Below are 21,658 nucleotides of genomic sequence, written 5' to 3' on the forward strand. Positions count from 1 at the left end.
ATAATGTAACTTCTAATTAGAATTGAGACGGTCGAATTGATAACTAAAAGCTAATTGTTAATTACTCATTGCTAATGGCTTCTTTACAACAATCATTAAAGCAATATTTTGGTTATGATAGTTTTCGAGATGGACAAGAAGAAATTATCAATCAAGCACTACTCGATCGAGATTTATTAATTATAATGCCCACAGGCGGTGGTAAATCTCTTTGTTTTCAACTTCCAGCGTTATTAAAAAAAGGAGTTGCCATCATCGTTTCTCCCCTTATTTCTTTGATGCAGGATCAAGTTACTGCTTTACAAGATAATGGAATTAATGCCACTTTTCTTAATAGTACCCTCGATTTTAAAGAACTTCGTCGTCGAGAAGAAGATATTTTAAATGGAAAGGTTAAGTTACTATACCTTGCCCCGGAAAGATTGGTTAGTGAAAGATTTCAAGAATTTTTACACACACTCATCTCTACTGTTACGATTTCTTTCTTTGCCATTGATGAAGCTCATTGTATTTCAGAATGGGGTCATGATTTTCGTCAAGAATATCGTCAATTACGACAACTGCGGTTTCGTTTTCCTTCTATCCCTCTCATGGCTTTAACGGCAACGGCAACCACCCGAGTACAAAAAGATATTATTAGTCAACTTAATCTTAAAAATCCCGGTATTCATCGTTTTAGTTTTAACCGTACAAATCTTTATTATGAGGTACAACCTCGCCAAAAACGCACCTATCAACAAATTTTTAACCTCATTCGTCGTTTAGATGGTTCTGGTATAGTTTATTGTTTCGCTCGTAAAACAACTGAGGATTTAGCTTCTCGTCTCTCTCAAGATGGTATCTCTGCTTTACCCTATCATGGCGGATTATCCGATGAACTTCGATCGAAATATCAAAACAGTTTTATTCGGGATGACGTGAGAGTTATGGTGGCAACCCTTGCCTTTGGCATGGGAATTAATAAGCCGGATGTGCGTTTTGTTATTCATTATGATTTACCTAGAAATATAGAAAGTTACTATCAAGAGTCAGGACGAGCAGGTAGAGACGGTGATCACGCTAAATGTATCTTATTGTATAATCCTAATGATGAATATAAAATTCATTATTTCATCAAACAAAAAGAGAATATTCAAGAACAAAAAATAGCTTATCAACAGTTAGAAAAAGTACTCGAATATGCAGAAACAAATTATTGTCGGCGCATTGTACAATTAAGTTATTTTGGTGAAAGATTTAGGGGTGATTGTGATGGTTGTGATAACTGTTTAAATCCTAAAGCAGTGGAAGATTGGACGATCGAAGCACAAAAGTTTTTATCCTGTGTAGCGCGTGTTCAAGAAAAATTTGGTATTAAACATATTATTGATATTTTAAGAGAATCAAAAAGCGATAAAATTTATAAATATGGACATCATTTATTATCTACTTATGGTATAGGTAAAGATAAAACCGCTAAAGAATGGGAATATTTAGGAAAATCTCTTATTTATCAAGGTTTACTAAATCAAACAAATGATAGTTATAAAATTTTAAAATTAAATAAAGAAAGTTGGGAAATATTAAGATTAAAAAGACAGGTAAAAATTGCCGTAGCAAATCCTACTCAAACCAAAATTATAGAAGAATATAATCCGAAGGCTTTAGAAATAGAAATCTTACTTCAAAGACTTAAAAAAGTTAGAAAAAAATTAGCAGATCAAGAAAATGTCGCACCCTATGTTATTTTCGGTGATTCTACGTTAAAAATCATGGCACAAATGCAACCACAAACTCTAAAAAGTTTAGGAAAATTATCAGGAGTAACAGAGTATAAACTTAATAAATATGGATATTATTTTTATGAAGAAATTATTTATTTTTTAAGTGAGAAAACTTTACCAGTAGCATTACCAAATCACACTCAAATTAAGACTTTACAGTTATATCAACAAGGTTTAACTATCACCGAAATAGCCCAAAAAAGAGGATTAACTGTTACTACTATTATAACTCATCTCAGTGAATTAATGGAGCTTAATCAACCGATCGATATAGACAAATTTGTCTTACCAAAAAAGAGAGAAACTATCATCAATCTTCTCAAAAAAATTGGCGATCAATCCCCAAAAATTATTAGGGAAAAATTAGGAGATAACTATAGTTATGATGAGATCAAATTAGTGAAAGCATGGCATAAAAGAAGTTAAAATTTCTGACTTATAAACCTTCTGTATAACTTTTTATATCATAAATTTTGACATCAGCACTACCCTCTACCAAATCACCAAATTCTTCTAACAAAGGTGTAATATAAGGTTGTTGTAAATGTGCCATTAAGGCTTCTCTACTTTGCCATTCCTCAAAATAAATAAAGGAGTTTGGTACACCTACTTCTTCATAGAAAGCATAACTAATATTACCCGCTTCTTGACGAGTTGGTTCAAGACCAATTATTGCTAATTCCAGAAAACGGTCTCTTTTTTCTGGTTTTATTTTGTATCTACCTGCTAATACTATAAATAAATCACTCATATCAATTAAACTTTTCATAAAATATGGTCACGAATTAATTGTTAATTGAAAATCGATCGAATTTAATTAATCATTTTGAATGATGGGAATTCCATAAAGGTTGAGAGAATTGTATTTTAAATAAAAACTATTAAATACAACCTCAAACCTATTGGTTTTTTTCATTTTATCTTATCAATACTCTTGTACTGATTACGATCTGAGTTTAATTCAACGCCTCAAAAGCAATTCCTTGATCGGTAAAGCCATAATTACTTTGAGTAATGCTTTGACGTTCTTCATCTCCGACAAACATATAACTACCCGGAATTGTTTGAAAACGGAAAATATCATTAGCTTTATCAGCGTCTGCACCATAAGTATAGAATGCTAAACCTTCATCCACAAAATTCGGATAATCTTCCAAGATACTTTGACGTTCTTCTTCTCCTACATAAATATACGCACCGGGGAGATCCTCATTACGAAAACGATAAATAGAAATTAAATCATCGTTAGTTTGAGTAGCAACTTTAAAGGCTTCTCCTTCATCCACAAAAGTAGGATAATTTTGTAAGATACTTTGACGTTCTTGTTCTCCTACATAAACATAAGTCGCATCTCCAGTGCGAAAACGATAAATCGGTGTGTTTAACAATTCATCATCTTCTCCCCCAGGATGGTGGGTAACAGTGAAGGGAGGATCTGTAAACTCAAACTCTAATTCTAAGACGAGATCATTGAAGTCTCCATCTTGTAAATTGTCTTCGATACCAAAATTATTTTCCCCTAAAGAAATGAAATGTTTAGAATCATTTGGATTGGCTTCATCATAGGCAAAATAAGTTAATGGTTGTTCTTGAGAATCAGTAAAAGTAACAAAAGGTGCATAAAATTCTCCCCCTGTAAATTCAGATTCTCCATGAACATGGTTTTCAGTACCGTCATGAGTGTGATCCGTATCGTCATCGTCATGAGTATGATCGGAATCATCATGGGTGTGATCTGAATCATCATGAACATGATCAGAGTCTGAAGGAGAATCTAAATAAATTTTGGGAAAATTCTCACTCATCACAATCTCGGTATAACGAGGATCTCCTACTTCGATAATTGCCCCAGTATCAGGATCGACAATTGAACCCTCAGCATCTACAACAGCATAAAAACCTATTTTAGTTGGTTCGTTATCTCCATTGATTGATAAATGAGATTCTGCTGTTAAATTTTTATTGACAAGAGTAGAAGTATCTAAGATATTAATTCCCTGAGTTTGAAGTTCTCCAATCTGAGCATTTAAACCTTTAACCGGGCCATTTAATTGGGCTGATAAATCTAAACCTTCGTTAAAAGAAAATTCTATTTGATTGCTGTTTGTCGATCGAAAGAAATTCTCGTTGCCGATCGAAAATTCTATTTCAGGGGATTGATCCCATATACTACCATCAGTGACTTGATAAAATCCATAATATTGAGAAGTTTCCACAAAAACCTCTCTGTATCCTTCTAAGTCTTCTAAATCGATGGTGTTTAATAAAATTGAACTTCTTTCTCTGACTTTATCTAAGTATTTGTCATCATCAGGATTAACGCCATCAATAGATCCATTTTCATCATCTACGATAAAAAGACCATATTCGATCGGTTCATCAGTAAGAAAATCTGTACTAAAACTTAAAACAATACCGATACCCGAAGTGCCGGCATCATTAACAACATTGAGAATGCCAGATTCATTAGTTTCTAAACTAACGGTTAACTCAGGAGAACTTTGAAATAACTCCGTTAAAATGTTTAAACCTGCTTTTTGAAAGTCGTAAAAACTCGATGCAGGTTCATCAGTAACATAAAAAATAGCACTACCATCAGCAACACCATTTCCTACTAATAACAAACCAAATTCAGAATCAAATTCTTTAAAGTAACTTTGGGAAAAGTGAAAAGTGGTGGATGGCCCATCAGCATATTTTTGAAATAAAACCCACTCGTTAGGTACTAAGGAATTTTCATAAAATTCAAAGATCAGCGCCCCTTCTTCTTGTAAAGTCTTTTCTTGTAGAGTAGTTAAAATGCTGATCATTTCTTCTCTGGTATCAGGTTTAGCCTGAAATCTTCCCACCAGAGTAATATCAGTGACATCTCCTGAAGAATCTTTAATAGGGTTAATAGTATCTAAGGTTGTAGAAGTAGTACCGATCGCATCAACTTCTGCAATGAAATCCAAATAAATTTGTGACTTCTCAAAGTTATCAACATCAGAATATTCATTCCAATACTCAACGATGAAGTAACTAAGAGGGTTATTTGGATCTTGATAGGGTTCACTGTAAAAGTTGCCTGTAACCGCTTCAGTTGCTGATGTATATTCTGCTAATAATTCTTGTAATTGTTCTGCGTTAGAATTATTATCTAAAGTTATATAGATACGGTTAATTATTTGAGGATCAAAGGGAGTTGAAAAATTGGCACTATCAGAGGGTGCATTAGGAGAAGGGGCAGGAAAATATAAATCTGCATCTGGATCACTCTGATCAGTCTCCCAAGGATTTTCTAAATCAGAATTCCAGTAGTCTGGTGGAGTAAGAGGGAATGCTTCATAATCTTTGTATAGAGGAGGATTCCAATTTCCACCAGATTCAAGAAAATCTCCATAATTACCACTCATGGCTACATAATAATCAGGAAACGTATTCTTATAGTCAACAAAACGTTGTTGATTGCTCGTAGCGTCTTCTGAACCAATGGTTTTATTATATAAACTGCCATATTGGGCTGCATCCTCAGAAGTATCATAAAATCGACCAATTCTGGGTTCAGGTAAGGTGAAAAACTCTTCAATTCCCCCTTCAGGATAGCCATTTTCAATATCTCTCGACCAGATTGTTAAAAAAACTAATGGCTCACCTGTTGGACTGGCATTACGATAAGCATGACCGTAACCTCTTGGTAAAAAAACCGCTTGACCTGCAGTTAAATGAGCAAAATAAAATTCTTGAATTTGATCTTTAGCTAAAGCTGGAGGACCATTATATTCAGGGGGAGTTGAAGGATCTCCATTTTCATCTGCTGGAAATTCATATAAATCGTAAGCCTCTTCCGTCGGAGACATTACCCAAGAGTCAACTTCTCCTTGTAATACGATAAACCATTCATCTTCTGCCCAATGAATATGAGGAATCGGCCCTGCGTTAAAGGGTGTAACGGTGGTACTGATCGTAAACGGACGAGTTAACTCTGATGTACTAATAGCTTCAAGTTCTACAGGTAAATCTCCATCTCCCGTTAATGGAGTATTTTCCACGTTAATTTTATCAATATCCACACTAACGGTGAGAAATTGTTGAGCTTCCCCGGCAGGAAATGAATCCCATTGATAAGAGTTAGGTGATTTTAAAGCTGGAATACCGGGATAAAAGGGTAAATCGCTCTTGTCCGGTAAATTAAGTGGATCATTTCCCGAAATTGTTTTAACAAAATCCTCAAAATCAAAGTTACGAGTTAGGGGTAAACCTACATTGAGGGGAAATTCAAAGGTCGGCGCTTTATTGTAAGAAGCATTAGGATTATATCGATCGAAATCAGTAAAAGAAGGAATGATAAATGATTCTGGAGGGGTCGTTATTGCTGATTGCCCATTAGTACTATTAACCTCAGTACTATGATCGTGACTGCCGTGATCGTGATTTCCTGACATAGCTTATTTATGTATAGTAATATAATGTGAAATTAAATTTTTTTTGAAACCTAAAACCTAACACCCTAATCGATCGATTTTTGAGTAATCCTTAATTATTTTTCAGCATCAGCAAAAATTTCATTAAGCATCCCAAAACAACCGGCCGCTTTATTAAATCCAGCATAAACGCACATGAAAAGTAATAATTCTTCTATTTCTTCTCTCGTGGCGCCCTGTTGAAGTGCCATGTTAACGTGCGCACCAAAAGGATTTCCTGCACCAGTTTGATCTTGATTAACCACATCAACAGCGATGGTGATTAAAGCCTTAGTTTTTTGATCTATTAATGGTAAACCCCAAGCCTCTCCGGCTACACGGGTACAAAAATCTCCAAATTTAGGATTGATACTACTTAATCCTGCTTGTAATTGAGCGTCGTCAAGGACGGCGTTTTTATAAGTCATGAAATAAAACTCCTATGCAGTGGTGATTAGTTTTAATAATTCATCAGGGGCAAAAACATCACGGTAAAATGTTAGTTGTTCTGTTTTTAAATAACATCCTCCTCTATTTCCTCGTCGTACCCATGTTACGTTTCCTTTGGCGATCGTTTCGTTAGTTTCTTCATCAACACATTTCCATTCAAAGAAAGTATGTTCACCCCAAAACATCACGATGGGCCAACACATAGTAACACCGGGTTGTGCAATTAAAGCCCACCAATGTTGTTCTCTTTCTTTTTGTTGTTCGAGTCCTCGATAAGGGCCATCTTGACAGAAATAAATTAGATCGGAACGATATTCTCCTGTTAAAATGTCACCTCTACCTTGACGTAATGCTTCACAGTGAGTGGGCCACCATTCTTTATTTTCCTTTTCAATAACTTCCAAAGTGTATTCATCATCAATGGGGGGAAGTTCCGCTTCCATTTGTTTGACGATTTCCTCTCCCTTAGCAATAAGTTTCGCCTTCAAGTCCTCTGGCACTAAACCCGGACGAGAATAATCTGCCTCTAAGTTTTGATAATAATTAACTCTTTTAATCATGGGTAATGAACGTGAAATTTAACACTCAATTTTCTCTGAATTATAATTCCGTTTTTTTGGGGTTTTAATAAATGAAATAAAACTTAACATTGAGAATAAAATATATATTCAATTGTATGTCAAAGAATTTTAAATAAGTGAGAAAAACATTAAGAATAGTGAATTTTTATTTATGGTTTTATAGATATAATAATTTTTGAGTTAATCTATAAAGTAAGAAATCATCTTAACATTCTCATAGAAAATTTTATGTCTGACTTGAATCGTGGCATTATGAAATTTGACGGTGCAGATAAGCCTATTATTGTTGGTATTTCTGCTATTGTTATTTTAGGAAGTATTATTGCCTTAATTATATGGGCGTTAAAAGTTGCCTATGTGGTAGGTTAATCTTTTATTTTTGAATAGCCAAAAAATTTTATACAACCCCTAGATTGTTTTTCATCTAAATTTAGGGGTAAATGCAATTTTATTGTCTATAAATTTCTCTTTTTTTAGACTAAAACCAAATTAAATAAAGCTATATAGCCAAACTAAATCATTCATCAACTTTCTTGATTCTCCGACTTCTCTGAAAGACTCGAACTGATAGATATTTAGATAATTCATTTAAAATTATAATATAATTGTCAAAACAGATTCAAGAAAATTACAGTGCTTTTCCAATGAATAAATCACATTTTTTATCTCCCGCAAAGTCGCAAAAAAGAATGCAAAGAGTAGTTTAAATAAATGAAAACTGCTATAAATTACCAACTAAAGTTATTTTTATACAAGGTTTATTGTCAATTATTTTACTTAGCCAAATATTAAAAGATGATTAATTAAACTAAGAAAATGCTTAAATTTGTTAATAGTCAAATCATTTGTTTAGATAGTCAAAATAAGTCTCTTTACTGTGAAGTTATTGATATAGTCAACGATCGTCAAATTTGCTGGGTTCGTCCTGTTATTTTAGTAGATTTAAAAGCCCAAGATAATAATTATTTCCCTCAAAAAAATGATGTTTATGATTTACGTTTTACTTCTGATTTATTATGGAAAATTGATGATTTTCGTATAGTTTTAGATACGGAATACATAGAATTTTTAGCTAACTTGCAAGAATTTGAATTTGATGAAGATAAATTAACTATTGCTAAACAAAAATTAAGGTTTTTTATTCAAGAAATTTTAATAGTAAACAAAAACAATAAAAAATTAATAGGCTAAAACTATTCATTATTTTTATGGCAACAGAAAGAGAATATCGAGAATGGGAAAAACGTAAAAATAAAAAGCGACAATCTTTTAAAAAAAGGAATAATATCCTCTCTACTTTATGGGTATTAATTGTTTTTACATCAATAGCTTTAACGATTAAAAATAATCCTCAATTTTTTCGGTTTACTCCAGAACAATTAACTTGGCAAAATATATTAAATTCTTTTTCTAATAATTCTCTTAAAAAATTAACTCAAGAATTTATTACCGAGATTGATGAACCTATTGTAATAAATAATCCTGTTAATCTTCAGAAAAAAAAATTTAGTACGATCGACTATAAAGCAAGAAATATTAAATATACAGGAAACTCTGTTAAAGAGTTAGCTAACATTTTATCTCAATATGCCACCACAGAAGAAGAAAAAGCAAGAATTATTTATACATGGATAACTCACAATATTAGTTACGATGTAGTCGCTTTAGCCGATTTATTTGAAAGAAATATTTATCCTGATGTTAAAGTGGAAACTGTTTTAAATACTCGATCGACTATTTGTTCTGGTTATGCTAATTTATATCAACAATTGGCACAATATATGGGGTTAAAATCGGTTATTGTTACTGGATATGGTAAGGGAATTAATTATATTGTAGGGGAAGATAACGAAGTTAATCATGCTTGGAATACCGTTAAAATTAATAATAACTGGTATTTAATTGATGCAACTTGGGGAGCAGGTACTGTAAATAATGATCAATTTTTAGCTAATTTTAATCCTTATTATTTTGCTCCTAAACCCGAAGAATTTATTTATAGTCATTTTCCAGAAAATACTCAATGGCAATTATTAAAAACTCCTTTTTCTCGTTCTCAGTTTGATAGTTTTGCTGATATTTCTCCGAATTTATTTGAATATAATATAGAGTTAATTAGTCATAAAAGTTTTAAAATTAATACCGATAATCGTGTTAATATTACCTTAAAAGCTCCCAAAAATGTGGTTGCGATCGCCCAATTAAAATCAGCAGAACAAAAATTATCCGATAATTATACATTAGTACAAAAACAAGGCGAAAATATTATTGTTAATACAGGATTTCCCGAAAAAGGTAATTATCAATTAGATATATTTGCAAAACCAAAAGATGATAGTAATAATTATCCCTTGATCGTGACCTATGATATTTCTGCTAACGGTGGAAGTAGTAAATTTCCGACAACTTTTAAACATTTTCCTGATAATAATGGTTATTTAGAATCTCCTTTAACAGCAACATTAATTCCTAATCAAAGTGTTTATTTTAAACTAAAAATTGACTCAGCTACAGAAGTAAAAGTTGTCAATAAATCTACGAATAAATGGGATGATTTAACTCGTTATGGAAATGTTTTTACTGGCAATATAAACGTTGGAAATGGGGGAATAATTGTCTATGGTAAATTCCCCGGAGATTCTCGTTATTGGGCATTATTAGAATATAATTAGGATTAGGATCTGCTGAAAAAGTTTTTCGGTAGGGGATGGGTATTAGGTTAAATAAGGTCGTATAAAAAACAAATACTCGCAATTTTTCTTACCTGTCCACTTGTCTTTTCTTCATCATTTTCTTTCTAGTTCACCCTTGGTTAATCTAATTCAAAATTAGCAACTACGATCGAGCAAAAAGCGAAGGCAAACACTAAAGGCATGGGACAATTGAGGAGATAGGTAAAAAATATAGCAATAATACTAATTCCGATCGCCATTCCTAACCAAACTCTTTCTTCTGGAGAAAACCCCTTTTCTGCTTTGATTTGAATTAAAGTTTCTTTGGGAATAGGTAGAGGTATTACCCCATGAGGCGGAAATGCCCAATAGTCACAACGTTCTAAAAATAAGTCCGTCCAACCGTTATCGTGACACCATTCTTTAATCCAGTCATCAGAAAAATGTTTCATTACCCTTTGTAAAAATTGATTTCTTCTTTTTTTAGATTATCAAATGTTTTTTAAAGGGTTTTATTTTGTTTATTAAATTTAATATTTCAGATTTTTTTTGAGTATAAATACTTATTAAGATTTGGGAATTAGCCATCAGTTATAGACAAAAACCAAATACTGATTCATTTTATTGCAAATAAAACATTTTTTTGAGAATTGATTATAACTGAATATGTTAATTACTAATTCCTCATTACTCATTACTTATTCCTGATTTTTTCAACTATCAACTATCAATTATTAACTTATCTGCGATAAGGTACTTTATCTAAACTGATATTTCCAGTAGATACACGAGGTGTATTAGCTGGTTTAGCATTAATACTACGTGCCATATTTAGATAGAGTGAAGGATCTCCAGCTTTTGCTTGTTGTTCTTGAGGTACGAAACGACGCACTTGATTTTGCCAAATAATTTGAGGGAATCCGAGAACACCACGATAGTAAGCATCGTAACGAGGAGAAGAAATATTAAATGGTCTTTCCCCTAATTCACGAGAAGGCAAATTACGACGACGTTGGTAAGGTACGATGTCATAACCAAAGTTTTCTAAGTATTCATCGGAGTTTAATAACTCATCAACAAAACCTTTAATTCCTTTGTTTACAACTACGATCGACCATGCAATTTTTTCTTTTTCGCTGTAAGCTGCACGACCCAAAACTTTTTGAATACAATGCTCTACAAAACGATAGTTACTATTTTTTTCGTAAAAACTATTTTTAAAGGTTTCCGATAATAATAAACCACGAATAAAATCACGCACGGTAATTTGTTTATTGCGCAATTGAGATTCTAAGGCTATTTCACGATCGGACTTGAAAGCATGAAAGAAAATTTGACGATAAGCCGCTTCAATCAATACATCCACATCAGATGCACTATAAAGACTTTCAGCGTTATAAACTCTGGGTTGTTCGTCTCCACCTACTTCATAACCAGCTACACGGGTATTTTGAGAATTAGGTGCGTATTCGAGAAGAGGAATAGCCAATGTTAAGACCTCCGTATCTTAAGATTATCTTAAATATTTTTTCTACAATCATTAGCATAATCGACAACGGCATCCTACCTGAAAAAACGTAAAGATTTGTTACAGTTCAAAATCAAAATCCTTTTTCTGGAACATCATTTAAAGGTAAATAGTCTTTTTTTTCGTGAGGAGTGGAGAAAATAAGTAATAAGTAACAGGTAATAGGTAGTTTATTGGTATTGGGTTTTATTCTTTAAGCCAATCTACGGGGTAATTATTATGAATTTATTTAAGGATGCACGGGATTATCAAATTGTTTGCCTCTGTTTATTTCTTTCAGTAGGAATTTTTTACCGAGATTGGACTTTGCAAATACAAGGAATTTTTCTCACGATAACAATATGTTTAGTAACTCAAATTCTTTTAAGCTCTTGGGTTAAGTTAACCACCTTAGAACCTAATTTTATTACCATAAATCCATCAAAAAATCAAGGCTTTTTCACAGTGAATTGGTTAGATTTATCAGGAGTCAAAAGTGCTTTAATTAGTGGATTAGGTTTATCTTTGTTGTTAAGAGCAAATCACCCGAATATTTTAATGTTGGCTGGAGTATTAGCCATCGGATCTAAATTTATTTTTCGCTATCATCAAAAACACTTTTTCAATCCTGCAAATTTTGGAATTATTGTCACAGTATTTTTAACTAAGTCAGCATGGGTATCTCCCGGACAATGGGGCAGTGATTGGTGGTATTTATTACTTTTTATTTGTACTGGTGCAATGGTATTAAATAAAGTAGGAAGATGGGAAACCAGTGCGGTTTTTCTTGGTGTTTACGGTGGTTTAGAAGCTGTTTATAACTATTATTTAGGATGGAATTTTGATGTTTTAACTCATCAGTTAATGAGTGGTAGTTTATTAGTTTTTGCTTTTTTTATGTTAACAGATCCTCGATCGATTCCTAACGCTAAAAATAGTCGAATTATTTGGTCGATCGTCATTGCTATTTCCAGTTTTATCATCAAAGAGTTTTTCTATATTAATAGTGCTTTTTTCCTTGCTTTATTCATTATTTCACCTTTGACAATTTTATTTGACTTGATTTGGAAAGAAAATCGTTTCCGTTGGCAAAAATTAACTTCAATATCCTAAATAATTATTATGTTTTGATTATAAAAATTATCTCTATTTTCAAAAATTCTTTTAGCGAACTTAAGCTATTATCTTTGAAATTTATTTCAAAGTGGGAAATGATTAAATGACAAAATCTCAGATTAATAATTAAATCCTATTACTATTAATGAATTGGCAAGAAAGCCTATAAAAATCAGCTAAATCAATTTGTTTGATTCCTCTTTTATTGAATTTTAAATCAATTTTATTTCCTGAGAAAAACCATGAAAAAATACCTAATAATAATTTCCTGTTTACTCATCTCTTTTCTCTGTTTTCCCACATCAGTTTTAGCTTTTTGTGGCTTTTATGTAGCTAAAGCGGATAGCAAATTATACAATCAAGCTTCTCAAGTTATTTTAGCAAGAAATGGCGATCGAACTGTGTTAACCATGGCCAATGATTATCAAGGAAACGTCAAAGATTTTGCGTTAGTTGTACCCGTACCAGTACCTATAAAAGAAGATCAGGTGAACGTTGGCAACCCAAAAATTCTTGAAAGATTAGACGCTTTTAGTGCGCCAAGATTAGTGGAATATTTTGATAGTGATCCTTGTGAGCCAGTGTATCGAATGGATAATATGCCTCAATCCGCCGTGATGGAAAGCAAAGAGGGAAGAAGACAAGCAAAAAACGAATCTTTTGGTGTCACTGTGGAAAGTAAATTTACCGTAGGAGAATATGACATCGTTATCTTGAGTGCAAAACAATCTGATGGCTTAGAAAAATGGTTGATTAGTAACGGCTACAACATTCCGAAAGGAGCAAAAGAGTTATTACAACCATATATCAAACAGCAGATGAAGTTTTTTGTAGCTAAAGTGAATTTGACAGAATTAGGCAAATCTGAGTTTCAATCATTACGCCCATTAATGATAGCCTATGAATCCCCCAAATTCATGTTACCTATACGTTTAGGTATGTTAAATAGCCAAAAAGCACAAGATTTAATTGTTTATCTACTCTCCTCCAACGGTGAAACGGAATTGAGTAATTATCGTACGGTGAAAGTACCTTCAGATGTGGACATTCCAGAATTTGTTAAAGGAGATTTTGGCAATTTTTATAAAACCATGTTTACTAAAAGTTATGACAGAGAAGGACGCAAAGTTGCCTTTTTAGAATATGCTTGGAGCATGGCAAACTGTGATCCATGTTCTGCTGAACCTTTAAACCCTGATGAATTGAAACAGGCTGGAGTTTTTTGGCAAAATTCTCCCTATGATAATAATTTATTTATTACTCGCTTACATATCAGATACGATCGAACTCATTTTCCTGAAGATTTGAGATTTCAGAATACTGCGAATCAACAACTATTTCAAGGACGCTATGTTATCCGTCATCCTTTCCGAGAAAAAATTAGTTGCAATGCGGGGAGAGACTATACACAACAAGTAAGAAATCGACAAGAAACAGAAGCACAAACTTTAGCTAATTTAACAGGTTGGAATTTGAATGATATTAAGGGTAAAATAAACTTTTTACAAGCGGAAAATATCCCTTGGTGGCGACAACTGTGGCGGTGACTGGTGACTAGAATTTAGAATGCGGAATGTAGAAAAAATATAATAAAAATTACTTCCTCGAATAGATAAATTGTGATGAATTAATCTCGATTCTTCGTGAAATCATTACAAGTAGTTAAGCACAAAATCTTAATCTTTAACCGATTCATGGAAAAATATTGAGAATCTTTTGCAATAAAACTTTATATTAAAATTTATCTATTTGGGTTAAAGTGATTTATATTACACCATAATTTATTGCGAATTGAAACAAAAAATCGATAAAAGCTCAAAAATTTTTCAGCTAATTATTGGTAAATTGTTAATTTTGCTAATAAACTTAAACTAGCAATAATATATTGTTACACTTAGTAAAGAAAATTTAAAAATAAAAATATCATGGGTCGTACAGGAGTATTATTATTAAACTTAGGTGGTCCAGAAAAATTAGAGGATGTACGTCCTTTTCTTTATAATTTATTCTCGGATCCCGAAATTATCCGTTTACCTTTTCCTTGGTTACAAAGACCTCTTGCTTGGTTAATTTCTACTCTTCGGAGTAAAAAATCAGAAGCTAATTACATGGAAATTGGAGGTGGTTCGCCATTACTACAAATTACGGAAGCTCAAGCTCAAGCCTTACAATCTAAGTTATCAGAACAAGGTATCGATATTCAAGTTTATGTCGGTATGCGTTATTGGCATCCTTTTACTGAAGAAGCGATCGAGGAAATAAAAAAAGATAACATTGAAAAGTTAGTTATCTTACCCTTGTATCCTCAATTTTCCATTAGTACCAGTGGATCAAGTTTTCGAGTATTAGAAGAAATGTGGAAAACAGATTCACATCTCAAAAATGTCGAATATACTTTAATTCCTTCATGGCATAACCACAAAGATTACTTAACAGCGATGGTGGATTTAATTAAACAAGAATTACAACAGTTTGAGAACGCCGATCAAGTACATATATTCTTTAGCGCTCACGGTGTACCCAAAAGCTATGTAATGGAAGCAGGAGATCCTTATCAAGCGGAAATTGAAGAATGTACGGAGTTAATCATGAAAACTCTCAATACTCCAAATCCTTACACTTTAGCCTATCAAAGTAAAGTCGGCCCAGTAGAATGGTTAAAACCTTACACGGAAGACGCATTAATCGAGTTAGGTGCACAAAATATCAAAGATTTATTAGTTGTCCCCATTAGTTTTGTGTCGGAGCATATCGAAACCTTGCAAGAAATTGATCTTGAATATAGGGAAGTCGCCGAAGAAGTTGGTATAAGTAACTTTAAACGTGTACCTGCCTTAAATACTCATCCTATGTTTATCCAAGCCTTAACGAACCTAACGACGGAAGCCTTAGAAAAAAAACCTTTACGGTTTGATGAAGTTACCCACCCCAAGAAAAATATGAAAATGTACCCTCAAGAAAAATGGGAATGGGGTTTAACTACTGCGGCCGAAGTTTGGAATGGAAGGTTAGCCATGTTAGGGTTTTTAGCCTTAGTGGTAGAAATAATTAGTGGTCATGGCCCTCTACATTTTGTAGGAATATTATAACAATTGAGAATTAACAATTAACAACAACAGTTATTTAATGTAAATTAATTACTTATCTCATTTATTTATACTTTTTAGAATAATTTTTTTTGCGGTATTTTCGGGTATGGGAATTACCGATAAACGATTCCCTTTTTTTACAACTAATAATTCATTAGATGTGAATTCTTCTTTTAAGGTATTTAAACTTATTATTTCTGTAAATTTTTCTTTAAATTGTACTTTTACCGTATGCCAACGAGGATTGTTTATTGTTGATTTTGGATCAAAATAAGGACTATTCGCATCAAATTGAGTTCGATCTATCACATTACTTTCAACAATTGTCATTAAACCCACAATGCCGATCATTTTACAATTAGAGTGATAAAAAAAGGCTATATCTCCTTTTTGCATTTGTTTTAAATAATTTCTTGCTTGATAATTTCTAACACCATCCCAAATAGTTGTATTATCTTGTTTTAAATCTTCAATACTATATACTTCGGGTTCAGATTTCATTAACCAATAAGTCACTTTTTTATTAATCCCTATATTTCATAGCCAACAGAAAAAAATTAAGCTAAAGTAGCAGATATAAAGAGTTAACAGGAGAAAAATTATGTGTATTTGTGTTAACTGTGTGTATGTCGATCGATGCAATACCTATCATGCCGTAGAAAGTCAACACCAACAGCCTCACCTAACAGACAGTCCGGATTTTGAACCCGAACAACCGTCTATTAATGTGAATATTCGTTCTCATGAAGAATATATCGAGATGGAATGGGATGTGGTAGGTTGTGAAAGTTTTATGATGGAAATGGGAAAATGGGCTAAATTAAGACCAGGAGAAGCTATTCCTACTTAAATAATCATATTAGTAAAAAGCGTCCAAATCAAGAGCTTTAGAACCACCTTCTAAGAGTTGAGTAATTAATTTTTTCAACTGAGTCCAAATTAATCCTGCGGTTAAAAGGGTAAGGACTCCAGAAAAAACATAAGATATAGCTCTACTATAGATAAAAATTTCTAAACCTCCGGCAAGGAAGATACAAATACCAATACAAATACCCCAAAAAGGTATTAGTAAAATTGACATTTCTGATAAATCTACTTTAATTCCTTGTCGTCCTTGTTTACCCCATTTATTAACTTGTTGTTTTAATGTTGCTTCAAAAGCTAATCCACAAGTTACGCCGATAAAAAAACCAAAAAATAATAAACCGAAAGGCGGTTCAGGCATATAATACATAGTTTTGAATGGAAAAGAAAATACTATAACTGTTTGTTACAAAATATTAACATCTTTTTTGCTTTTATAATCAAGGGCTAAAGATAACCTTAGTTTGACAAAAAAAATGATAAAAACGAGACAAGGGGAGGACAAGGGGACAGGTGGAAAAATTCTCAATATTCGATGCATTTTTGAGAGAGATTCATTCACAAAAAATACAATCTCCCTGTCTGTCTATCTTCCAAATCAGTCATCACCTATTTTTCTAGCCCTCTCAAGTAAATATAGGAGGCAAAAATCAAAGGTAAAATCTTGAGGATGATTAGTTTTTAGGATTTGATCATGTCTTAAATAACTTGTTTTTTGTACTATTGAGAAAAAATATTAAAACTTTAAAAAAATCTAATACCTAACATCTAAATACCTAACGGTTAATAGTTAAAACTCATTCTCAATTAGACCATATTAGTTGCAAATAAGGTAAAAAGAAAAGTATGATAGGTAAAGAAATTATTTTCCTCCCCTTAAGTGCTTATGTCTTTAGATACTACTGCATCCATCAAAAAAAAGCTCAATTCCAGAGGTTGGCGAATGACTCCTCAACGGGAAAAAATCCTTCAAGTATTTGATCACTTACCCCAAGGAAATCATCTTAGTGCGGAAGAATTACATAAGTTATTAGAAGAAGAAGGGGAAAACATTAGTTTATCGACTATTTATCGTAGTGTTAAATTAATGACGAAAATGCGAGTTTTGCGGGAACTAGAATTGGCTGAAGGTCATAAACATTATGAGTTAAATCACCCTTATCCTCATCATCATCATCATATTGTTTGTGTTCAATGTAATAAAACGATTGAGTTTCAAGATGATTCTATTCTCAAACATAGTCTGAAACAATGTCAGAAAGAGGAATTTCAATTAATTGATTGTCAATTGACGGTGACTACTATTTGTCAAGAAGCGATCGAAATGGGATGGCCTTCAACTCTCCCCTCGGATTGGTGTTGTAGTCGTGCCATCGCAGATGGACAACATAAACATCGATAAACCCCTAAGTATTTAAGGATAAAAATGCGATCGCTGTTCTAATCCATTCCTCTACATGAGGATTTTTTTGTAGTAAATTATCTTGACTAATAACAGATATTGCTTGTTGTATTTCTTTGTTGGTATAGCCTAAAGCTAGTAAAGTCATTTCTAAATCCGCCATGATTTCTGTACTGGGTAAAGTGTAACTGGTATCAACATCAATTCCGGCAGAAATACGCCATTGTGCCAGTTTTGTTTTTAACTCTAAGGCGATTCTTTCCGCCGTTTTTTGACCAACTCCGGGGGTTTTTGTTAGTAAACGGATGTTTCCTGTTACAATAGCCTGTACTAAGTCTTCTAATCCTAATGTATCGATTAGAGCGATCGCCGATTGACAACCAATACCAGAAATATTAATTAATTGACGAAATAAATCTCTTTCTGCACTGCTAGAAAAACCATAAAGAAATTGTTGATCATCTCTAATTTGAAAATGGGTAAAAATTTTAACTTCTTTTTCTGAATTAACTTCTAATTGTCGAGAAAAACGACTAGGAATTTGCATCTCATAACCGATATTGTTAACATCTAAAATTAAAATATTTCGATTATTATTCAATAAAATATTATCTACTTTTCCTGTTAAATAACTAAACATAAAGTTCTATAAATAAGATAAACAAAATAGATTATGATTTGATAGTCTCCTGTAATATTTTTATTAAAAAGAGTAAATTATTTTGATAAACAAATACTTTAATTTTATAAAAAATTTATTCTAATAAAATCTATTATATATTAGTTTTCCCGAATCATAAAATTATTTAAAAACCTTTGCAAGATGAAGTTACTTTTAGATCAATATGCTTATTTAGATTCTTTGATTCATCGTTGGGAATCTCAGCCAAAATTTATTGCTTTATTTACTTTAATTTTTGCTTTTTCTTTCGTTCATAAATTATTATTTTTACCCGTTATTATTGTTATAACTGCTATATTATATTTTTCTTCTAATCTACCATTTCATTTTTTAGTTTCTCGTCTTCGTTATCCCGGCATTTTTATTGTTGCTGTCGTAACTTTATTACCTTTTTTGGTAGGCAAAACAATAATTTTTTCTTTTTTCTTTTTAAACATAAAACTAGAAGGATGTTTATTAGTTCTTTTAGTGGTGACTCGTTTTATTTGTATTTTAACTATTAGTTTAGTGTTATTCGGTACTTCTCCTTTCCTTACAACCCTAAAAACTTTACGATCGATGGGTTTATCTCCTATTATTAGTGATATGATGTTGTTAACTTATCGCTATCTGGAAGAATTTGGCGATCGTCTTACTAGAATGCAAAGAGCATTAAAACTCAAGGGTTTTCAACCAAAAAAAATCAACAAACGCAATTTAAAAGTGATTGCAAACTTGATGGGGAGTTTATTAGTAATTAGCTATGATCAATCAAAATTGGTTTATCAGGCAATGATTTTAAGAGGTTATCATGATCGTTACACCCATAAAAAAATAACTGAATCACCTATTCACTGGAAACATTGGTTAGGTTGTGGAATTGTGGTTTCGATCGCTTTGAGCTTAATTATAATTCAATTTATTATTTCTTAAACCAAATCGGTTCTATAAATCAAAAATTAAGTATAAACAACTAAGTCAAAATCTTTCTGTTTTGAGAAAAAATAATTTTTTCAACGGAAAATTGTTATAACTAGAAGAATAACAAATAAAATAAAAATTTACAAAAGGAAAGAATATTTATGGGCAGTAAATTATATGATACACGCATTGATTTAAGTGTAGAAATTAGAGAAGCAGTGGTTAGTATTTTAAATTGTACTTTAGCGACTACTTTAGACTTGAAAACTCAAACAAAACAAGCTCATTGGAATGTTAAAGGTAATGACTTTTATCAACTTCATCAATTATTCGATGAAATGGCTACAGAATTGGAAGAATATGTGGACATGGTAGCAGAAAGAGTAACTACTTTAGCTGGAGTCGCTTTAGGTACTGCTAGAGTAGCCGCTGAGTATTCCCTTCTCCCTGAATATCCTCTCGATGCTACCGCAGGATTAGATCATGTATCTGCTTTAGCCGATCGATATGCTACTTATGGTGCTCATGTACGAGAAGCGATCGCCAAAACAGGAGATCTAGGAGACGCAGATACTTCCGATTTATACACAGAGATTTCTCGTGCCATTGATAAACGTTTGTGGTTTTTAGAAGCCCATTTACGCTAAAAAAGTAAAGATTTTAGAGTTATATTTTTGATAATAAACTTAATAAATTTTTGCCAGTATATTGATTTTAATTTTTCATTAAATTCCCTCTAATTAGGGGGAAATTGTGCGTTAGACTTTCTCAAACATTTAAAATTAAATCTATTGAGGGATAATATGGAGAATGAGCTATTTAAGTTTTCTAATGTCCCGCACCTAAATTTAAAACCACTAGCTTATTTATTGATCAATATTTTTGAATCTTAAAGTTTTCACAATACAAAAATTATTTACTAAAAAAGGTTAAATAATCAAATATTTCTTGGGGAGATAATTGCCAATCTGAAAATAAAGATAACATAGGTAATAATTCATTATTTTGTTTTATTTGAGGTTGTTTATTCGGTAAAAAAATCATAATAATTTTTTCTTGAGAATCTATTAACCAGCCTAATTCTGTACCATTATTTAAGGCAAATAAAATATTATCAATAACTCGAATAGAACTTTGTTGTGGTGAAAGAATTTCAATAATCCAATTAGGTGCAATCTCAATACTATTATTTATTTCTCCTTGTTCATCTTTAGGAATATTTTGCCAAGAAATAACGCTAATATCCGGTACGATTGATCTCTGCTTAAAGTTGTAACGTAACTCCGTAAAAGCACAGCATTTTTTTTTAGGTAAACCGTTCTGATTGATAGCAGTAGTTAAAAAAGTTTGAATGGTACTATGTTTTCCTTTTGGCATGGGTTTTTGATAAATAGAACCATTAATATATTCTTGAATTGGTTTAGTTTCGGGCAATTGTAAAAATTCTTTGAGAGTAATCTGTGTTGGTGCTTGAACAAACATAATGATCAATTTAAATCAATAAAGATTGTTATTTTTATTATCAACTATAGCATTTCTAAATCATTTGTGAACAATTAATTATTAGAAAATAATATAAAAAATACTGATAATTTTGCCTTTGGCTTTGGCTGTTGCCTTTTTAATTACGTTTTTTACAACTCAGATAACATTGCCATATACAAAAAAATCAACTGTCGCCACTAAATATAATGACAACAGTTGTTTCCATAATATAGGATTTTTCTAATAAGCTAGACCCATACTGCGAGTAGTTTCCGCGCCTAAATAAACACGAATACTCAAGAAGTCGGTAGGACAAGCTGTTTCGCAACGTTTGCAACCAACACAATCTTCCGTACGGGGAGACGATGCAATTTGTCCAGCTTTACAACCATCCCAAGGCACCATTTCTAGTACGTCGAGAGGACAAGCACGAACACATTGGGTACAGCCAATACAGGTATCGTAAATTTTTACACTATGGGACATGAAAAAAAGACTCCTTTACCTAGTTGTTATCAATGATTTCTCAATTTAAGGTTTTGTTTATCGATAGACTTTAACTTAACTATTTATAGAATTTTCTACAAATACTGTTTTGTCAGGCTCTATCTTGCCTACCTTTCTCCGAAGAGTTAGGATTTTTTGTGTTGATCTTTCGATCGATTTTGACAATAGAGAATTTTAATAAAATTAAGCTCTAGTCAT

General features: G+C 32.2%; 22 protein-coding genes. 11 read left to right on the forward strand and 11 right to left on the reverse strand.

Annotated features, from left to right (window positions below):
• Positions 1–74 precede the first annotated feature (74 nt).
• A complete protein-coding gene (gene recQ, locus GM3709_RS04715; RefSeq protein ID WP_066116758.1) occupies positions 75–2,189 on the forward strand; it encodes a DNA helicase RecQ in 2,115 nt (704 codons plus the stop codon).
• A 10-nt stretch (positions 2,190–2,199) separates the two neighbouring features.
• Here recQ and GM3709_RS04720 read toward each other — a convergent pair whose 3' ends face one another.
• The 4 genes from GM3709_RS04720 to GM3709_RS04735 all read right to left on the reverse strand — a co-directional run bounded on the left by GM3709_RS04720 (position 2,200) and on the right by GM3709_RS04735 (position 7,215).
• The gene (locus GM3709_RS04720; protein WP_231937615.1) at positions 2,200–2,532 is read right to left on the reverse strand and encodes a putative quinol monooxygenase; all 333 of its coding nucleotides are present in this window, start codon (positions 2,530–2,532) and stop codon (positions 2,200–2,202) included.
• Positions 2,533–2,719: 187 nt separating this feature from the next.
• Complete coding sequence (locus GM3709_RS04725; RefSeq protein ID WP_066116759.1) at positions 2,720–6,187, reverse strand: antibiotic biosynthesis monooxygenase; 3,468 nt, start codon at positions 6,185–6,187, stop codon at positions 2,720–2,722.
• A 95-nt stretch (positions 6,188–6,282) separates the two neighbouring features.
• Positions 6,283–6,633, reverse strand: a complete 351-nt coding sequence (locus GM3709_RS04730) for a carboxymuconolactone decarboxylase family protein (RefSeq protein ID WP_066116761.1) — start codon at positions 6,631–6,633, stop codon at positions 6,283–6,285.
• A gap of 12 nt (positions 6,634–6,645) precedes the next feature.
• Positions 6,646–7,215: a hypothetical protein gene (locus tag GM3709_RS04735; protein ID WP_066116763.1), complete on the reverse strand. Its 570-nt coding sequence runs from the start codon at positions 7,213–7,215 to the stop codon at positions 6,646–6,648.
• A gap of 249 nt (positions 7,216–7,464) precedes the next feature.
• Between GM3709_RS04735 and GM3709_RS20660 the strand changes: the two genes are divergently transcribed.
• From GM3709_RS20660 to GM3709_RS04745, 3 genes are all read left to right on the forward strand, one after another.
• A complete protein-coding gene (locus tag GM3709_RS20660; protein ID WP_173645701.1) occupies positions 7,465–7,605 on the forward strand; it encodes a hypothetical protein in 141 nt (46 codons plus the stop codon).
• 447 nt (positions 7,606–8,052) lie between these two features.
• Positions 8,053–8,427 carry a hypothetical protein gene (locus GM3709_RS04740; RefSeq protein WP_066116765.1) on the forward strand — a complete coding sequence of 125 codons (375 nt, stop codon included), beginning with the start codon at positions 8,053–8,055 and terminating at the stop codon, positions 8,425–8,427.
• A gap of 17 nt (positions 8,428–8,444) precedes the next feature.
• On the forward strand, positions 8,445–9,908 hold the full coding sequence (locus GM3709_RS04745; protein ID WP_066116767.1) for a transglutaminase domain-containing protein: 1,464 nt from the start codon (positions 8,445–8,447) through the stop codon (positions 9,906–9,908).
• Positions 9,909–10,048: 140 nt separating this feature from the next.
• Here the strand turns inward: GM3709_RS04745 and GM3709_RS04750 are convergent, their stop codons facing one another.
• Both GM3709_RS04750 and GM3709_RS04755 read right to left on the reverse strand, forming a co-directional pair.
• A complete protein-coding gene (locus GM3709_RS04750) occupies positions 10,049–10,360 on the reverse strand; it encodes a hypothetical protein (RefSeq protein WP_066116769.1) in 312 nt (103 codons plus the stop codon).
• 287 nt (positions 10,361–10,647) lie between these two features.
• Positions 10,648–11,397 carry a phycobilisome rod-core linker polypeptide gene (locus GM3709_RS04755; RefSeq protein WP_066116771.1) on the reverse strand — a complete coding sequence of 250 codons (750 nt, stop codon included), beginning with the start codon at positions 11,395–11,397 and terminating at the stop codon, positions 10,648–10,650.
• A gap of 258 nt (positions 11,398–11,655) precedes the next feature.
• On the opposite strand from GM3709_RS04755, the gene GM3709_RS04760 reads away from it, so the two are divergent.
• The 3 genes from GM3709_RS04760 to hemH all read left to right on the forward strand — a co-directional run bounded on the left by GM3709_RS04760 (position 11,656) and on the right by hemH (position 15,620).
• Positions 11,656–12,528 (forward strand): RnfABCDGE type electron transport complex subunit D, encoded by an 873-nt coding sequence (locus tag GM3709_RS04760; RefSeq protein WP_066116773.1) that lies wholly within the window; start codon positions 11,656–11,658, stop codon positions 12,526–12,528.
• 245 nt (positions 12,529–12,773) lie between these two features.
• Complete coding sequence (locus GM3709_RS04765) at positions 12,774–14,078, forward strand: DUF2330 domain-containing protein (protein ID WP_066116776.1); 1,305 nt, start codon at positions 12,774–12,776, stop codon at positions 14,076–14,078.
• A 378-nt stretch (positions 14,079–14,456) separates the two neighbouring features.
• A complete protein-coding gene (gene hemH, locus GM3709_RS04770; RefSeq protein WP_066116778.1) occupies positions 14,457–15,620 on the forward strand; it encodes a ferrochelatase in 1,164 nt (387 codons plus the stop codon).
• A gap of 57 nt (positions 15,621–15,677) precedes the next feature.
• Here the strand turns inward: hemH and GM3709_RS04775 are convergent, their stop codons facing one another.
• The gene (locus tag GM3709_RS04775) at positions 15,678–16,121 is read right to left on the reverse strand and encodes an EVE domain-containing protein (protein WP_197671883.1); all 444 of its coding nucleotides are present in this window, start codon (positions 16,119–16,121) and stop codon (positions 15,678–15,680) included.
• A 100-nt stretch (positions 16,122–16,221) separates the two neighbouring features.
• Here GM3709_RS04775 and GM3709_RS04780 point away from each other — a divergent pair, with 100 nt between their 5' ends.
• Complete coding sequence (locus GM3709_RS04780; protein WP_066116782.1) at positions 16,222–16,470, forward strand: Ycf34 family protein; 249 nt, start codon at positions 16,222–16,224, stop codon at positions 16,468–16,470.
• Between the two features lie 9 nt (positions 16,471–16,479).
• Here GM3709_RS04780 and GM3709_RS04785 read toward each other — a convergent pair whose 3' ends face one another.
• Positions 16,480–16,854 carry a hypothetical protein gene (locus GM3709_RS04785; RefSeq protein WP_066116785.1) on the reverse strand — a complete coding sequence of 125 codons (375 nt, stop codon included), beginning with the start codon at positions 16,852–16,854 and terminating at the stop codon, positions 16,480–16,482.
• Between the two features lie 516 nt (positions 16,855–17,370).
• On the opposite strand from GM3709_RS04785, the gene GM3709_RS04790 reads away from it, so the two are divergent.
• Entirely contained in the window at positions 17,371–17,886 is a 516-nt protein-coding gene (locus GM3709_RS04790) for a transcriptional repressor (protein WP_066116787.1), read from the forward strand.
• A 4-nt stretch (positions 17,887–17,890) separates the two neighbouring features.
• Here the strand turns inward: GM3709_RS04790 and ruvA are convergent, their stop codons facing one another.
• The gene (gene ruvA / locus GM3709_RS04795; protein WP_066116789.1) at positions 17,891–18,526 is read right to left on the reverse strand and encodes a Holliday junction branch migration protein RuvA; all 636 of its coding nucleotides are present in this window, start codon (positions 18,524–18,526) and stop codon (positions 17,891–17,893) included.
• Between the two features lie 183 nt (positions 18,527–18,709).
• Between ruvA and cbiQ the strand changes: the two genes are divergently transcribed.
• Together cbiQ and dps are read left to right on the forward strand one after the other, a co-directional pair.
• Positions 18,710–19,480, forward strand: coding sequence for a cobalt ECF transporter T component CbiQ (gene cbiQ, locus GM3709_RS04800; RefSeq protein WP_066116791.1), 771 nt, complete (start codon positions 18,710–18,712; stop codon positions 19,478–19,480).
• 149 nt (positions 19,481–19,629) lie between these two features.
• The gene (gene dps / locus GM3709_RS04805; protein ID WP_066116792.1) at positions 19,630–20,115 is read left to right on the forward strand and encodes a DNA starvation/stationary phase protection protein Dps; all 486 of its coding nucleotides are present in this window, start codon (positions 19,630–19,632) and stop codon (positions 20,113–20,115) included.
• 265 nt (positions 20,116–20,380) lie between these two features.
• Here the strand turns inward: dps and GM3709_RS04810 are convergent, their stop codons facing one another.
• The gene (locus GM3709_RS04810; RefSeq protein WP_066116795.1) at positions 20,381–20,950 is read right to left on the reverse strand and encodes a Uma2 family endonuclease; all 570 of its coding nucleotides are present in this window, start codon (positions 20,948–20,950) and stop codon (positions 20,381–20,383) included.
• Between the two features lie 243 nt (positions 20,951–21,193).
• Entirely contained in the window at positions 21,194–21,439 is a 246-nt protein-coding gene (psaC, locus tag GM3709_RS04815; protein ID WP_012307203.1) for a photosystem I iron-sulfur center protein PsaC, read from the reverse strand.
• Positions 21,440–21,658: the final 219 nt, after the last annotated feature.

The organism is Geminocystis sp. NIES-3709, from assembly GCF_001548115.1.
Classification (GTDB): Bacteria; Cyanobacteriota; Cyanobacteriia; order Cyanobacteriales; family Cyanobacteriaceae; genus Geminocystis.

Bases quoted from the DNA above. Each gene is read 5' to 3' on its own strand.
- GM3709_RS04730 (WP_066116761.1), bottom strand. From the start codon at position 6,633: ATGACTTATAAAAACGCCGTCCTTGACGACGCTCAATTACAAGCAGGA.
- cbiQ (WP_066116791.1), top strand. From the start codon at position 18,710: ATGAAGTTACTTTTAGATCAATATGCTTATTTAGATTCTTTGATTCAT.
- GM3709_RS04740 (WP_066116765.1), top strand. From the start codon at position 8,053: ATGCTTAAATTTGTTAATAGTCAAATCATTTGTTTAGATAGTCAAAAT.
- recQ (WP_066116758.1), top strand. From the start codon at position 75: ATGGCTTCTTTACAACAATCATTAAAGCAATATTTTGGTTATGATAGT.
- GM3709_RS04760 (WP_066116773.1), top strand. From the start codon at position 11,656: ATGAATTTATTTAAGGATGCACGGGATTATCAAATTGTTTGCCTCTGT.
- GM3709_RS04775 (WP_197671883.1), bottom strand. From the start codon at position 16,121: ATGAAATCTGAACCCGAAGTATATAGTATTGAAGATTTAAAACAAGAT.
- hemH (WP_066116778.1), top strand. From the start codon at position 14,457: ATGGGTCGTACAGGAGTATTATTATTAAACTTAGGTGGTCCAGAAAAA.
- GM3709_RS04765 (WP_066116776.1), top strand. From the start codon at position 12,774: ATGAAAAAATACCTAATAATAATTTCCTGTTTACTCATCTCTTTTCTC.
- GM3709_RS04780 (WP_066116782.1), top strand. From the start codon at position 16,222: ATGTGTATTTGTGTTAACTGTGTGTATGTCGATCGATGCAATACCTAT.
- GM3709_RS20660 (WP_173645701.1), top strand. From the start codon at position 7,465: ATGTCTGACTTGAATCGTGGCATTATGAAATTTGACGGTGCAGATAAG.
- GM3709_RS04720 (WP_231937615.1), bottom strand. From the start codon at position 2,532: ATGAAAAGTTTAATTGATATGAGTGATTTATTTATAGTATTAGCAGGT.
- GM3709_RS04790 (WP_066116787.1), top strand. From the start codon at position 17,371: ATGTCTTTAGATACTACTGCATCCATCAAAAAAAAGCTCAATTCCAGA.
- GM3709_RS04725 (WP_066116759.1), bottom strand. From the start codon at position 6,187: ATGTCAGGAAATCACGATCACGGCAGTCACGATCATAGTACTGAGGTT.
- GM3709_RS04735 (WP_066116763.1), bottom strand. From the start codon at position 7,215: ATGATTAAAAGAGTTAATTATTATCAAAACTTAGAGGCAGATTATTCT.
- GM3709_RS04785 (WP_066116785.1), bottom strand. From the start codon at position 16,854: ATGTATTATATGCCTGAACCGCCTTTCGGTTTATTATTTTTTGGTTTT.
- GM3709_RS04810 (WP_066116795.1), bottom strand. From the start codon at position 20,950: ATGTTTGTTCAAGCACCAACACAGATTACTCTCAAAGAATTTTTACAA.
- ruvA (WP_066116789.1), bottom strand. From the start codon at position 18,526: ATGTTTAGTTATTTAACAGGAAAAGTAGATAATATTTTATTGAATAAT.
- dps (WP_066116792.1), top strand. From the start codon at position 19,630: ATGGGCAGTAAATTATATGATACACGCATTGATTTAAGTGTAGAAATT.
- GM3709_RS04745 (WP_066116767.1), top strand. From the start codon at position 8,445: ATGGCAACAGAAAGAGAATATCGAGAATGGGAAAAACGTAAAAATAAA.
- psaC (WP_012307203.1), bottom strand. From the start codon at position 21,439: ATGTCCCATAGTGTAAAAATTTACGATACCTGTATTGGCTGTACCCAA.
- GM3709_RS04750 (WP_066116769.1), bottom strand. From the start codon at position 10,360: ATGAAACATTTTTCTGATGACTGGATTAAAGAATGGTGTCACGATAAC.